Origin of the sequence: Streptomyces sp. NPDC006174, assembly GCF_040614075.1 — a bacterium.
GTDB lineage: Bacteria > Actinomycetota > Actinomycetes > Streptomycetales > Streptomycetaceae > Streptomyces.
In genome coordinates this window covers 416,294-429,854 of record NZ_JBEXTJ010000001.1, presented here as the reverse complement: position 1 = coordinate 429,854, position 13,561 = coordinate 416,294, and the positions used below count along the sequence as shown (strand labels likewise).

General features: G+C 72.5%; 10 protein-coding genes. 2 read left to right on the top strand and 8 right to left on the bottom strand.

From position 1 onward, the window contains the following. Positions 1–10: 10 nt before the first annotated feature. The 6 genes from ABZ267_RS01965 to ABZ267_RS01940 form a co-directional block, all read right to left on the bottom strand. A complete protein-coding gene (locus tag ABZ267_RS01965) occupies positions 11–1,294 on the bottom strand; it encodes a glutamate-5-semialdehyde dehydrogenase (protein ID WP_356746901.1) in 1,284 nt (427 codons plus the stop codon). A 6-nt stretch (positions 1,295–1,300) separates the two neighbouring features. After that, positions 1,301–2,041, bottom strand: coding sequence for a glucose 1-dehydrogenase (locus ABZ267_RS01960; protein ID WP_356746902.1), 741 nt, complete (start codon positions 2,039–2,041; stop codon positions 1,301–1,303). After that, positions 2,038–2,760 carry a thioesterase domain-containing protein gene (locus tag ABZ267_RS01955; protein WP_356746903.1) on the bottom strand — a complete coding sequence of 241 codons (723 nt, stop codon included), beginning with the start codon at positions 2,758–2,760 and terminating at the stop codon, positions 2,038–2,040. Before ABZ267_RS01955 ends, ABZ267_RS01960 begins: the two co-directional genes overlap by 4 nt. Then, positions 2,757–5,921 carry an amino acid adenylation domain-containing protein gene (locus tag ABZ267_RS01950; RefSeq protein WP_356746904.1) on the bottom strand — a complete coding sequence of 1,055 codons (3,165 nt, stop codon included), beginning with the start codon at positions 5,919–5,921 and terminating at the stop codon, positions 2,757–2,759. The genes ABZ267_RS01955 and ABZ267_RS01950 overlap by 4 nt, the downstream gene beginning before the upstream one ends. Next, positions 5,918–6,157: a phosphopantetheine-binding protein gene (locus ABZ267_RS01945; RefSeq protein ID WP_356899701.1), complete on the bottom strand. Its 240-nt coding sequence runs from the start codon at positions 6,155–6,157 to the stop codon at positions 5,918–5,920. The genes ABZ267_RS01950 and ABZ267_RS01945 overlap by 4 nt, the downstream gene beginning before the upstream one ends. A 223-nt stretch (positions 6,158–6,380) precedes the next feature. Then, the gene (locus ABZ267_RS01940; RefSeq protein WP_356746906.1) at positions 6,381–7,715 is read right to left on the bottom strand and encodes an MFS transporter; all 1,335 of its coding nucleotides are present in this window, start codon (positions 7,713–7,715) and stop codon (positions 6,381–6,383) included. A gap of 140 nt (positions 7,716–7,855) precedes the next feature. Here ABZ267_RS01940 and ABZ267_RS01935 point away from each other — a divergent pair, with 140 nt between their 5' ends. After that, on the top strand, positions 7,856–8,413 hold the full coding sequence (locus ABZ267_RS01935) for a CGNR zinc finger domain-containing protein (protein ID WP_356746907.1): 558 nt from the start codon (positions 7,856–7,858) through the stop codon (positions 8,411–8,413). On the opposite strand, the gene ABZ267_RS01930 is transcribed toward ABZ267_RS01935, so the two are convergent. Then, the gene (locus tag ABZ267_RS01930) at positions 8,406–10,793 is read right to left on the bottom strand and encodes a condensation domain-containing protein (RefSeq protein ID WP_356746908.1); all 2,388 of its coding nucleotides are present in this window, start codon (positions 10,791–10,793) and stop codon (positions 8,406–8,408) included. The two genes, ABZ267_RS01935 and ABZ267_RS01930, sit on opposite strands and share 8 nt — an antisense overlap. Positions 10,794–11,039: 246 nt before the next feature. Here ABZ267_RS01930 and ABZ267_RS01925 point away from each other — a divergent pair, with 246 nt between their 5' ends. Further along, the gene (locus tag ABZ267_RS01925; protein WP_356746909.1) at positions 11,040–12,584 is read left to right on the top strand and encodes an amino acid adenylation domain-containing protein; all 1,545 of its coding nucleotides are present in this window, start codon (positions 11,040–11,042) and stop codon (positions 12,582–12,584) included. Between the two features lie 49 nt (positions 12,585–12,633). Here the strand turns inward: ABZ267_RS01925 and ABZ267_RS01920 are convergent, their stop codons facing one another. Continuing rightward, positions 12,634–13,557, bottom strand: a complete 924-nt coding sequence (locus tag ABZ267_RS01920; RefSeq protein WP_356746910.1) for a LysR family transcriptional regulator — start codon at positions 13,555–13,557, stop codon at positions 12,634–12,636. Between the last annotated feature and the right edge of the window lie 4 nt (positions 13,558–13,561).

The following is a 13,561-nucleotide window of genomic DNA, read 5'->3' as shown; positions in this document are numbered from 1 at the left end:
GTGAGCGGTGTCAGAGGGAGGAGCGCAGGGTGCCGCGGGCCTCGACGACCCAGCTGTGGGTGACGAGCGCGGCCAGCGTCACGGGCCCTCTCACGTGCAGGCGGCCGGTGCTGATGGAGAGCTCCGAACCGAGGCCGAGCGTGGGGCCGTCGTGCAGGCGCAGCGAGCCGTTCACCACGATCGTGGCGGCGTCGACATGGCGGGCGAACTCCCGGGTCACGTCCTCGTCGCGGGCCATGACGCCCTCGGTGTGCCCCGATCCGTACCGGCGGATGTGCCCGGTCGCCTCGCTCAGGCCGGCGACCGGGTGCACGCCGATGGTGGCGTCGAGGAACTCTCGGCCGAAGTCGTGCTCGCGCAGTTCGCCGATCTTCCAGGGCCGGTCCGCCACGGGCTCGTCGGCGCCGTCGGGGCGTGGTGTGCCGGTCGACAGACGGACGGTGACGGGGCGCCGGCCGCGCTCGGAGGCGCGTAGGACTGCCGCGACGAGGTCTGCGGCGACCTCGGCGTCGACGAGGACCATCTCGGCGGTGTTGCACGCCGTCGGCTCGGGGAGCTTGCTGTCGAGGGCGGCCTCGGCGGCGAGGTCGAGATCCGCGCTGCGGTGCACGTAGAGGTGGTTGACGCCGCCACCGCTGGCGATGACGGGGATCGAGGAGGAGGTGCGGCAGTAGTCGATGAGGGACGGGCTGCCGCGCGGGATGAGCACGTCGATCGCGTCGGGACGCTTGACGAGGGCGCGCAGGGCGGAGCGGTCGGGGTCGTCGAGGACGCTGACCAGACCGGCCGGCAGCCCGGCGGCCTCCAGCGCCTCGTGGACGACGTCGGCGAGGGCCTGGTTGGTGCGGGCGATCTCCTTGCCGCCGCGCAGGATGACGGCGTTGCCGACGGCGACCGGCAGCAGGGCTCCCTCGACGGTCACGGTGGGACGGGCCTCGAAGACCATGAAGGCGACGCCCAGCGGTTTGGGAACCAGGTGGCGCGTCCCCCACTTCCCCGCCGGCACCGGGTCACCGGGCGCGCTGACGGCGGGCAGTTCGGCCAGAACGCTCTCGGCGAGGCGCTCCAGCTGTGCCAGGTGCGCGGGGGTCAGCCGCAGCCGGTCGAGGAGCACCGGGGGCAGCTTGCGCTCCTCGGCGCGGGCCACGTCCTCGGCGTTGGCCTCCAGGACCGCCGGCCAGCGGGCGGCGAGCCTCTTGGCGAGTTCACGGCAGTAGTTCTCGTAGGCGAGGTCGCCGACCGGAGGGGCGGCGGCTACGGCTTCGCGGGCGGATACGAGCAGGTCGTCGGTCATGATCTCCTACCACATGAACTGGCCGCCGTCGACGATCAGCTTCTGACCGGTGACGTAGCGGCTGAGCGGGCCTACGAGGTATTCGAGGGCGTCGGCGATGTCGTCGGTGGTGCCGATGCGGCGTTGCGGGATCTCGGTCAGCACCGCCGCGCGGCGCTCGGGGTCGTCGAGCCGGAAGCGCTCGACGAGTTCCTGGGTCTCGGTCATGCCGGGAATCAGGCAGTTGACGCGCACGGTGGGGGCGAGTTCCAGCGCGAGGCATTTCGTGAGCTGGAGCAGCCCGGCCTTGGACGCGGCGTAGTTGACGCCGTTGAGGCGCGGACGGATGCCGGTGGTGGCGCCGACGTTGACGATGGTGCCGCCGCCGGCGTCGAGCATCGCCGGGGCGAAGGCCTGGGTGAGGTGGAACGGGCCGGAGAGGTTGGTGTCGATCACCTGGCGCCAGTCGTCCTCGGTGAGCTCCAGGAAGGGCCGGTCGATGTTGACGCCGGCGTTGTTGACAAGTACCTCGGGCGGGCCGTGTTCGGCGAGGATCTGGCGGGCGGCGGCGCGGACCGAGGAGCTGTCGGCGAGGTCGGCCCGGACGACCGTGAGGCCGTGCTTGTCGGCGGCCTCCTGTGCGGCGTCCTTGTCGGAGCGGTAAAGGGCCACGGTGCGGTGTCCCAGGCGGCGCAGCCGCGCGGCCAGGGCCAGGCCGATGCCGCGGGTTCCGCCGGTGACGACGGCGAGCGGGGCGTTGTCGGTCATCGGGGCGTCTCCCGGGGTACGTCGATGAGAGAGGGGAGGAAGCTGTCCAGGTGGGTGATGAGGCGCTCCTGGTGCTGCGGGGCGAACACCTCGAAGTGGCCGCAGTCCAGCTCCCGTACGGTCAGCCGGTCGTCCAGGTCCTGCCAGGCGGCGGTCTGCCGTTGCCGGTCGGGACCGGCGCAGGTGACGAGCAGCACGGGGCCGGCCGCGCGGGAGCGGGTGCGGTGACCGGTGGCCGCCCGGACGTGTGCGCGGGCGGTGGTGCGGACGCGTGCGGCGTCCATGCCCGTGTCGAGATGGCTGACGGACCGTTCGATGATGTCGGTGTAGTCCTCGTCGGTGGCGCCCGGGAGTCCGGCGAAGCTGTCGATCATGACGACCGCCGGTGCGGGTCCGTCCTGCGCCATGCGGGCGGCCAGCTCCCAGGCGAGCACGCCGCCCAGGGACCAGCCGAACAGCAGGCCGGGGCGCTCGGGGAGGATGTCGATCAGGCCGAGGTAGGTCCTGGTCATCTCCTCGACGTCGGCTACGGGCTCCTCACCGGGCAGCAGGCCGGCGGCGCGGATGCCGAACACGTCGCCGTGCCGGGAGAGACGGGCGGCGACGGCGAGGTACTGGCCGAGTCCGCCGCCTGCCGGGTGGATCAGGAGCGAGCTGAGCGGCCCGGAGCGTGTCGCGAACTGGACGAGCAGGCCGGCGTCCGGCGCCGTGCCGGTCATGACGCGGCCTCGCGCAGCTCGGTGATCCGGTCGGCCTGGGCCTGGATCGTCGGGGAACGGAAGAAGTCGAGGATCGGGATGCGGACCCCGTACTGCTCCTCGATCGTGGCGGCGGCGGACATGACGGTGAGCGAGTGCGCGCCGTGCTCCAGCAGGGAGCGGTCGACGGGGACGTCGGCAACGCCCAGGAGGTCCGCCCACAGCAGCCGCAACGCCGCCACGAGCGGGTCGTCGGATACGGTCGCCGCCGGTGCGGTCCGGGTCTCCTCGGCGAGGGCCCGCTCGGCACGGCCGGCGAGGGCCGCCCGGTCCACCTTGCCGTTGGGCGTGGTGGGTACGGTGTCGAGGGCGAAGGTGCGGGTGGGCACCATGTAGCCGGGCAGGACGCCCGCCACGTGGTCACGCACCCGCTCCGGCTCCGGGGCGCGGTCGGTCTCGGGCAGGACGAACAGAGCGAGCCGCAGGTCCGCGGCGTTGCCGTGGACGACGGCCACCGCGCGCCGTACGTCCGGGTGGGAGACGGCCGCGGCCTCCAGCTCACCGAGCTCGACCCGGTAGCCGCGGATCTTGACCTGGTCGTCGTTGCGGCCGAGGAAGACCAGATCGCCGCTCTCGTCGCGCATGACCTGGTCGCCGGTCCGGTACATGCGGGCGTGCGGGTCGTCGGCGTACGGGTCGGGCAGGAAGCGCTCCGCGGTGCGTTCGGTGTCGTTGACGTAACCGCGTGCCGGGCAGGCGCCGGCGAGGTACAGCTCACCGGGCACGCCACGCGGGGCGAGGTGTCCGGTGGTGTCCACGAGGTGCGCGGCGACATCGGTGAGCGGACGGCCGATGGGGACGTGGGAGGGCCAGGGCGAGGTGCCGGCGGTGAGCCGGTGGGTGGTGACGGCGTGCGTCTCGGTGGGCCCGTAGAGGTTCACGAGGGTCAGGTGAGGGCGTTCGGCGAAGAAGCTCCGTACCTGGTCGGTGATCAGGAGCTGTTCACCGGAGACGCAGACCTGGCGCAGGTGCGCGAGCTCGTCGCCGGTGTCCTGCGCGGCCCGGACGAATCCGGGCAGCGCGGCGACCGGGAGGTAGATGTGGGTGACCCGGTGGGCGCGGATCCGCTCGACCACGGCGGGCAGGTCCCGGCGGTCGGCGGGTTCGCGGGAGACGAGGGTGCCGCCGGCGACGAGGGTCGGCAGGATCTCCTGGAAGGAGACGTCGAAGCCCAGCGGCGCGTACTGGAGGAACCGGGTGCGCTCGTCCATGTCCAGGGCGTCGAGCTGCCATTCGGTGAGGTTCCGCAGCGGGCCGTTGTGCATGAGCACGCCTTTGGGGCGGCCGGTGGAGCCCGAGGTGAACATGATGTAGACGCCGTCGTCGGGGCCCGTCGCGGTGGTGGACGCCCCGTCCTGGGCGGCCGCGTCCTCCGCCGGGGCGGCGAGCTGCGTCGGGGTGATGAGACCGACGCCGTCGACGGTCTTTTCGCCGATGACGAGGCGGCAGTCGGCCTTCTGTGTCATGTACTCGACCCGGTCGGCAGGCAGGCCGAGGTCGAGCGGGAGGAACACGGCGCCTCGGGCGAGAGTGGCGAGCACGGCGACGACGGTGTCCACGAGGGTGGTCGTGGTGAGGCCGACGACGGTGCCGTGGCCCACGCCACGCGCGGCCAGCGCGGTCGCGCCCGTGGTGACCAGCCGGTCGAGTTCGCCGTAGGCGAGGTGTCGCCCGTCCTCCTCCACCGCGATCCGCTCGGGGTGGGCGGCCGCGACGGCCCGGACCGCGTGGGGCAGGTCGGGTTCGGCCAGGCGGCGCCGGTACCCGTCGTGCGCGTGGGAGTCGGTGGCCGAGGCGTCCTCGAAGAGGTCGGAGAGGGTACGTCCGGGGCTCTCGGCGGCCCGTGCGAGAAGTGTTTCGAGGGATGCGGCCAGGGCGTCCACCAGCGGTTCCGGCAGCAGTTCGCGGTCGCTCTCCAGCTCCAGGAGCCAGCCGTCGGCCGCGGGCGTGACGCCGAGCCACAGGTCGAACTTGGCGGTGCCGTTGCCGTGTTCGCGCACCCGCCGCACCACGGAGCCGGGTTCGGCTCCGGTGGCGTCCTGGAGGGCGAGCATGCAGGAGAACACCGGATTGCGGTTGGTCGAGCGGTCCGGGTCGACGTGGCGCACGATGCGGTCGAAGGAGACGGCGGCGTCGGCACGTGCCCGGTCGGCCTCGGGCTGGACGCTCTCGCGCACGAAGGCGTCGAAGGCGGTGTCGAAGGGCACGTCGACGATGAGCGGCAGCGTGTTGACGAAGAAGCCGCACAGGTCGAAGGAGCCAAGGGTACGGCGGGCCATGACCGGGCTGCCGAAGACGGCCGTGGAGTTGCCCGAGTGCCGGGCGAGTACGGCCGCGTAGGCGGCGGAGAAGAGGACGAACGGGCTGACCTTGAGGTCGGCGCACAGCCGGTCCAGGGCGGCCGACCGCTGCGCGGAGAGGCGTATCTCGCGCCGGGCGCCGGTGAAGCCGGTGGTGGTGGGACGGTGGGGCCGCGGGTTGAGGACGGTCGCCGCAGCGGTACGCAGCCGCTCGGCCAGCACCTTCGCCGCCTGCTCCGCCTTCTCGTCGTCGGCGGACCGCAGTTGGGCGGTCAGTTCCCGGTGCAGGGCTCGTTCGCGGGCGGCGCGGACGGTGTCGACATCGAGTTCGTCCCGCACGGCGGCACTGAGGTCACGGACGAACTGGCGCAGCGAGAAGCCGTCGAAGACGAGGTGGTGCACCACGATCAGGAGGGTGGTGCGCGTGGAGTCGGCGGCGCGTAGCAGCGCCGCGCGGAGCAGCGGGGGGCGGTCGAGGTCGAAGGCGGTGGTGCCGAGTCCGGCGAGCAGCCGGGCCCGTTCCCCGGCGAACGCGCCGGCGTCGACGGTGACCGTGTCGAGCGGCGGGGTGGCGGGGACGTCGCCGAGCACCGCGTGCGGCTTCGCGCCCCCGCGGATCGCCAGCCGCAGGGCCGGCTGGACGGCGAGCACCGCGGTCAGCGCGGCGCCGACGGTGTCCGGGGAGAGGCCGGGGTCCAGTTCCAGTTCGGTCGTGACGTTGTAGAGGTGGGGCACCGGCACGGTGTGGTGCACCACCAGCAGGCCCTGCTGGGCCGCGGTGAGCGGGAGAGTACCGGTCGCGGTCTCGGGGGCGAGGGTCATCGGGCGTTCTCCTCGGGTGCGCGGAGTTCCTGGAGCCACTGCCGGAGATCGCCCACCGTCCGTACGGCGGCGAGACCGCTGGGATCGATCTCCCGGTCGGGATCGGTGATCACCTCACCGGCGATGCGCAGAACGGACAGCGAATGCAGACCCACCTCGGCGAGCGGTGAATTGTCGTCGAACGGCGTGCGGATGTTTCTCTCAAGAACGGAGCTGATTTCTCCATCGGCTGTCACGTCCGCGGGATTCATTTCTTGGACTCCTCGGAAAGTTCGCTTCCTGGCGCACCACAAATGATTCAACAGGTCGCTCGCGAGGGTCAACTGCCCCCTCGGGCACCTATCGAAGGAACTGATGGAGGATTTTCCGGGCCGTTGTCCATCAGAAATTTCGATACACGCAGCACGAAGGGGAGGCCGGAATTCCGGCCTCCCCTTACGTGTGGGACGAGGTGACGCGTCAGGTGCGTGCGGTGTCCCCGAACGCCTCGGCGAGCGCGGACCTGGTGAGCACCTTGAAGAACGGCGGGATGGTGAGCACGACCGATACGGCGAAGACGCCGAAGGCGGTCTCCATGCCGAACCACTCGGCGATCAGGCCCATCAGACCGGCGCCGACCGGCATGGCGCCCCAGCTGAACAGCCGGCTGACCGCCCCGTAGCGGCCGAGCATGGCGTCGGGGACGAGGCGCTGCGCCATGGTGCGGGCGTTGACCGTCCACAGGGTGCCGCCCATGCCGCCGAGGAACGCGGCGACGGCGACCACCCAGAGCTCGGTGGTGAGGGCGGGCACAGCCATCATCGCGAAGGTGCCCACCAGGTCGGCGAACATGACCCAGCGACGACCGAAGAAGCGGTTGAGCCAGGTGACGGAGAGCGCACCGGCCAGGCCGCCGATACCCAGGGCGCTGAGCAGGATGCCGTACTGACGCGAGTCGAGGTTCATGACGGAGGTGGCGAACAGCGGCATGAGCGCGAGCCAGGCGCCCCAGCAGGCGCACAGGACGGTGAGGATCAGCGCCATCGTGCGCAGCAGGACGTGCCGCCACAGATAGCGCAGCCCCTCCGCGATCTGCGTGCGGACGGTGACGGGTGCCGCGTCCTTGGCCGCCTCGCCGCGCACCGCCCGGAAGCGGCCGACGAGCAGGACGATGATGAGCGAGGCCGCCAGGTAGGAGATCCAGGTGACGCCCAGGGCGATGCCGGTCCCGGCCGCGAGGAGCAGGCCGCCGACGAAGGGGCCGGCGAACTCGTTGCAGACGGTCTCCGCACCCGCGATCCAGGTGTTGGCCTTCTCGCGCCCCTCCGGCGGGGTCAGCGCCGGGATCATCGCGGAGGCCGAGGTCAGAGCGATGACCTCGGCGACGCCGAGGGCGATGCCGACGGCGCACAGTACGGGGATGGTGATCCCGTCGCTCGCCGCGAGCGGCATCAGGGAGCCGAGGGCGATCAGGCGCAGGGCGTTGGCGCCCCAGAGCAGCCGGCGCCGGTCGAGGCGGTCCACCAGGACGCCGACGTGAAGGGCGGCGAGCAGCCAGGGCAGCGTGAGCGTGAGGGACACCGCGGAGACCTGCGCCGGGGAGGCGGAGGCCTGGGTGGCGAGCAGGGGCAGTGCGATCTTGGTGACACCGTCGGCGAGGTTGGTGACCGCGGTGAAGGCGAGCAGGACAGCGGTGTTGCGGTTGCCGCGGCGCAGGCTCGGCTGCTCGGGGTCGGGGGCGGCCTTCTGGCCGGACGGCAGGGGCGGAGGGAGCGCCTCAGGCGCCTTCTTGGTGTCGAGGCTCTGCTCGGTCATCAGTCTCCCCTAACCGTCTAACGCTTTTGCTGGTGATCCCGGAGGGTCGATTCTGGCACGGCACCACAGATGCTCGCTACCGGTAAAGGCGATTGCCGGTTAGGCGATGTAGGCTGGAAGCCGATACCGGGAGGTGGCTCATGCGCGACGCACCGGCGTCCGCCCAGCTCATCCAGGCATTCGCCAACACGGTCGATGTCGAAACCGGCACCGACGAGATCGACACCGTTCGCAAGTTCGATACCTGGCTGCGTGGACAGAAGCTGCTGAGTGGCCCCCGGCTCGACTCGCGCGGCCACGCTCTCGGCCTGCGCCTGCGGGCCGGCATCCGGGAGGCGCTCGGCGTCCACGTCGGCGACGATCCGGACCTCGCTGTCCAGCGGGCCGCCGACGAGGCACTGCGCGAGCTGCCCGTCGTGGTGACGGCGGACGGCGCTGCGCCCGGGACGCTGATTGCGGACCCGCGGCTCCCCGCGTCCCGAGCGGCGCTCGCGGCGCTCGCCGTCGCCTGGAGCGAGCTGACCGTCACGGGCGAGTCCGTCCGGCTCAAGCGGTGTGCCGAGCACGCGTGCGCCTGGGTCTTCTGGGACGCCTCGAAGAACCGCAGCGGCCGCTGGTGCTCGATGCGGGTGTGCGGGAACCGCGCCAAGGCCCGCCGGTACGCGGCCCGGCAGGCGACCGCGCCCGGCGTCAGCTGACCGCGATTCCCGCGGTCAGCATCCTCGTCGCCAGCCGGGCCACCTGCCGGGCCGCGGCACCGGTGAGCAGGCTGTAGTGGTCCGCGGGCACCCGCACGCTCGTGGCGTCCGGGAGCAGGAGCCGCCAGCGGCCGACGGCCTCGTCGGTGAGGTCGGCGGCGACCAGCAGGGCGGGCACATCGACGACGTGGGCGTCCTGGTGTGCCGCCATCGCCGCGACGTGCCGGGCGTGCAGGGCGTACCGCGCCCGCAGCGCCTCCCCCACCGCCTCGCCGGTGGCCAGGCTCAGCAGCACCGCGAGGGTCTCCATGGCTCGGTCCTCGCGCGGCCCGAGGCCGATCCGGTCGGGTGCGGGCAGCGCGGAGTGGGCACCGCGCAACGCGGCTCGGGCGAAACCGTCCGGGCCGCCCTCCGGCACGTCACCGGGCACCGGCGGGTCCAGCAGCAGCAGGGGCGGGCAGTGCTCCCCGCGGGCGCGCAGTTCGGCGGCGATCCCGTGCGCGAGCAGCCCGCCCATCGACCAGCCGCCCAGCAGGTCCGGCACCCCGTCGGTCAGGAGCCGGTCGGTGTAGTGCCGGGCCATGTCCCCCACCCCGGCAGGTGCGACTCCATCGTCCTCGGCGACCGTGATCCGCCAGTCCGCCGGGAGCGCAGCGGCCAGCTCGCGGTACGGCAGCACGCCCACGCCGGCGCCGTGCACCAGATGAAGGTGTTGGCCTCCGGGTGTCCCGGGGCGGAGCACCGTGGCCCGCGCCGCACCGGGGGTGGCCGATCCTTCGTCGTACGCGGCCCCCTCCTGGGACACCGGCCTCGTGAGCCGCTCCATGCGGGCGGGCGTCGGCTCCTCCAGCCATGCCGTGACATCCAGTTCGCTTCCGGTGCTCTTCTCCACCAGGGCGACCAGTTCGAGGACCTGCAGAGAGTGTCCGCCCAGATCGAAGAAGTCGTCGTCCGGGCCGACCGGGCGGCCGAACACGCGCTGCCAGTGGGCGAGCACCGTTCCGGCGGCCTCTGCCCCGTCGCCTTCCGACCGGACGGCTGCGGACCCGGCGGCGCGGGCCGGCCGGGCCGTCGCCCGGGTGGACACGTGCAGGTCCCCGACGCTGCGAGCACCGTCGGCCGTCCCGACGAGCACGCTCTCGACATCCGCGAGGAAGGTGCGCACCGCGCCCTCGTCCAGGGCACAGGTGTCGTACTCCAGCTCCAGGACGCTCTCGTCCCCGTCGTCGAAGACACCCATGAGCAGCTGGCAGCGGGCGCTGGTCGACGGGCTGGGCAGCAGCCGGGCGGGCTCGTCGCCGAGGACGACGCCGGAGCCGATCGCTCCGTGGTGGGTCACCAGGACCGGCGGGACGGTGCCGAGTGCGGCCCGGTCGTCCTCGGCCAGCGCCGCGAACACCTCCGGGTAGGTCACGTGCTGGTACGGCAGGCTCTCCCAGAGCCCGTCGCGGGCGCGGCCCACCACCTCGTCGAAGGTGTCCTGCGGGCGGATCTCGTCGGCGAGCAGCACCGTGTTCGCGCGGTAGTCGACGCTGCGCTGGTCCGCCGGGGTCAGCCGGTTCGCCACGACGGTGCCGAGCGCGGTGAGCCCCTCCGCGCCGCCCCTGGCCAGCACGGTCCGGACAGCCGCGAGATGCACGGCGAACTCCGTGCATCCCACGCGTCGGCCGATGGCCTTCACGGCCGTACGCGCCCCGGCGGACAAGGTGTGGCGCAGGACCGCACCGGAACCGGTGGCGGCCGAGGAGCGCACCGGTGCGAGTGCCGCCGGCAGCGCGCCGCGCAGCCGCTCGGTCCAGTAGGCGGTCTCCCGCGGCAACGCTCCAGGCCTCGCCGTGCCGGCCAGGACGGGGCCCGGTGCCCGGTCGAGCGCCGCGGCACCTTCGTCGCGCACGGTGGCGTAGGAGCTCCGGAGGTCGTCGAGGAGCAGTTGCATGCCCCAGCCGTCGATGACGGAGTGGTGAGCCGTGACCAGGAGTTCGTCGAGGTCGCCGGCGCGCACCACCATCAGCCGGATCAGCGGCGCGTCGTGGAGGTCGAAGGGCACCGCGTGCAGCCGCGCCGCCATGTCGTCGAGCAGTGACTCCGCTCCCCGGTCTGCGGGGGCCCGCTCCCAGGCGACTTCCTGCGGCCGGGTGTCGGTGGGTGCCGGGGTGACGATCCGCACGACGCTCTCGCCCCGCCGTTCGAAGGCGCTGCGCAGCGCCTCGTGCCGGTCCACGACGTGCCGCCAGGCGGCGGTCAGGATCTCCGGATCGAGCCGGCCTGTCCGCAGTCGCCAGGTCAGGTTCATCAGGTCCTGGCGTCCGCCCCGGTGCTGCACCCACCACAGCGCTTCCTGGAGCGGCGAACTCGGCCGGATATCGGGCTTCTGCGTCATGGGTCCTCACCAGAAGGAAAGAGTTGTCCTGAGCGGGGCTCATCATTCCGACCCGCCGGCCGCCGCGGCAAACGGCGTATTCGGAAAATGAATCGCCTTCGCGCAGCGCCTCGTTGTCCTCTTGACGCACGGCCGCGCGCGGAAAAACAATCTCTCCACGTCTCCGGCCGCCGATTCTCACCATCCTTTCGCGAAGAGCCGGGGCCTTCCCCTCATCACACCGCGCCACGGAAGAGGACCGGACTCATGAATGCCACCTGGACCATGTACGACTGGTTCGCCGACTCCGTTGCCCGCCACGGCGACCGGGAGATCGCGCTCGACGTCGCGGGAGAGACCCTGACGTACGCCGGACTCGACGCCCTCGCCGCGCGCATCGCGGGCGAACTCGTCGACGCGCACGGCGGGACACCCCAGCGGGTCGGCCTGCTGGCCGCCCGCAGCACGGCCGCCTACGCCGGCTACCTCGCGGTACAGCGGCTCGGTGCCGTCGTCGTACCGCTGAACCCGGCCTGGCCGCCCGCCCGGAACGCGACGATCGCCGCCGACGCCGGGCTCGACCTCGTGATCACGGAGGACGGCACCGATCTCGGCACCTCGTCGGTGGATCTCCCGGCCGAGCGGATCGCCGCGCTGCGCACCGGCCCCGTGCCGGACCTGCCGCCGTCCGGGGCCGGCCCCGACTCGCTCGCGTACATCCTGTTCACCTCCGGCTCCACCGGCCGCCCCAAGGGTGTCCCGATCGCGCACCGCAACGTCTCCGCGTACCTGGGCCACGTCATCCCGCGCTACGAGCTGGGGCCCGGCTCCCGCGTCTCGCAGACCTTCGACCTCACCTTCGACCCGTCCGTCTACGACATGTTCGCGGCCTGGGGCTCGGGGGCGGCTCTCGTCGTGCCCGACAAGAAAGACCTGCTGACACCGGTGCTGTTCGTGAACCGCGCCCGTATCACCCACTGGAACTCCGTGCCGTCGGTGGCGTCCATCGCCATGCGGCTGCGGGCCCTGCGTCCGGACTCGATGCCGACGCTGCGCTGGAGCCTGTTCTGCGGCGAGGCGCTGACCCTGCCGCACGCGCGGGCCTGGCACGCCGCGGCACCGCAGTCGGTCCTGGAGAACATCTACGGCCCCACCGAGATGACGGTCACCTGGACGGAGTTCCGCCTCCCGGCCGATCCCGCCGACTGGCCGGCCCCGGCCAACGGCACCGTCCCCATCGGTACGCCGTACCCGGGCCAGGAGCACCTCGTCCTCGACGAGAGCGGCCGGCCCGCGGACACCGGCGAGCTGGTGGTGCGCGGGACGCAGCGCTTCCCCGGGTATCTGGACCCCGCGGACGACGCCGGCCGGTTCCTGCGCATGGTGGACGGCGTCGCCGTCGTCCACGACGGTACGCAGCCGCTGACACACGATCACTGGTACCGCACCGGCGACCGGGTGGGCCTCCTCGGCGGCGCGCTCGTCCATCTGGGCCGCCTCGACCACCAGCTCAAGATCCGCGGCTACCGCGTGGAGCTGGGCGAGATCGAGTCGGCTCTGCTGGATCTGCCGGACGTCGTGGAGGCCGTCGTCCTGGCACTGCCAGGCGTCGGCGGCGAAGTGGAACTGGCGGCCGCCTGCACCGGAGGGCTTGACGACACCGCCGACGCCCTGGAGCGGCTGGCGGCACGGCTGCCCGCTTATATGATCCCCGCGTCCCTGACGGTGCTCGACACGCTCCCGCTCAACGCGAACGGCAAGGTGGACCGCGCGTCCCTGACGGCCGAGCTCGGCAGCGCGCCCACCGGCTGACACCGTTACCGGCCGGGCCGTGCGCGGACCGGCCCGGCCGGTAACGCGGTCAGGACGCGGAACGGAGCACGGGGGCGTCGTGCGTCCGGTCCTCGGCCAGCACCTGCCCGGCCGCGTCGAGGACGGTCGCGAAGGACACGTCCTCCTCCAGGCCCGGACGCCACGCGCACTGCGAGAACACGTCGAACGGTGCCCACCAGCCGATCCGGCCGAGCTGTCCGGAGCGCAGTTCGTCGCGCACCGCGACCGTGGGCAGCAGCGCGATGCCCACGCCCTCGCCCACGCCGCGTTTGACCGCGTCCACCGAACCGAGCGTGAGCACACCGGCCGACGGCCGGCCGGTCGCGGCCAGCAACGTCTCGAAGCAACGCTGATAGCCGCCGTTCCACCGGTGCGCGCACACGATCGTCTCCCCGGCGAGCTCCTCGGCGGAGGCGACGGACACTCCGGCCAGCGGATGCGACGGGGCGGCGACGAGGCTGAGCGACTCACGTCGCAGCAGCCGGTGGCGCACGGTGGGGTTGTCGAGGCGCGGGCCGATGAAGAAGGCGCAGTCCACCAGCTCCTGGTGCAGCAGGGAGACGGGGTCGTCGTCAAGGCCGCGCAGGGCCACGCCGAGTCCGCCGTGCCGCAGGTGCAGGTACTCGATCATCGGCAGGAGCCGGTACGCCACGATGCACTCCGCGGCGCCGACGGACAGCGGCGGGTCCTGGGTCCCCGGTCCTGAGACCGAGTGCTGAGCGAGCTCGCTGAGCCGGACGATGCGGGAGGCGTAGGCGTGTAACTGGCGCCCGGCGGGCGTGAGTTGTGCTCCATCGGCCGTACGCTGCAGCAGCACCGCGTCAAGGACCTGCTCCAGGGCCTTGATGCGGGCGGTGACCGTCGGCTGCGCGAGGCCCAGCAGACGGGCGGCCTTGGTGAAGCTGTGCGACCGGGCGACGGCGAGGAACGCGTCGAGCTGCTTGATGTTCATGCCG

Coding starts and splice junctions, on each gene's coding strand:
- ABZ267_RS01965 (WP_356746901.1), bottom strand. CDS start 1,294: ATGACCGACGACCTGCTCGTATCCGCCCGCGAAGCCGTAGCCGCCGCC.
- ABZ267_RS01935 (WP_356746907.1), top strand. CDS start 7,856: ATGCGCGACGCACCGGCGTCCGCCCAGCTCATCCAGGCATTCGCCAAC.
- ABZ267_RS01955 (WP_356746903.1), bottom strand. CDS start 2,760: ATGACCGGCACGGCGCCGGACGCCGGCCTGCTCGTCCAGTTCGCGACA.
- ABZ267_RS01950 (WP_356746904.1), bottom strand. CDS start 5,921: ATGACCCTCGCCCCCGAGACCGCGACCGGTACTCTCCCGCTCACCGCG.
- ABZ267_RS01960 (WP_356746902.1), bottom strand. CDS start 2,041: ATGACCGACAACGCCCCGCTCGCCGTCGTCACCGGCGGAACCCGCGGC.
- ABZ267_RS01930 (WP_356746908.1), bottom strand. CDS start 10,793: ATGACGCAGAAGCCCGATATCCGGCCGAGTTCGCCGCTCCAGGAAGCG.
- ABZ267_RS01940 (WP_356746906.1), bottom strand. CDS start 7,715: ATGACCGAGCAGAGCCTCGACACCAAGAAGGCGCCTGAGGCGCTCCCT.
- ABZ267_RS01925 (WP_356746909.1), top strand. CDS start 11,040: ATGAATGCCACCTGGACCATGTACGACTGGTTCGCCGACTCCGTTGCC.
- ABZ267_RS01920 (WP_356746910.1), bottom strand. CDS start 13,557: ATGAACATCAAGCAGCTCGACGCGTTCCTCGCCGTCGCCCGGTCGCAC.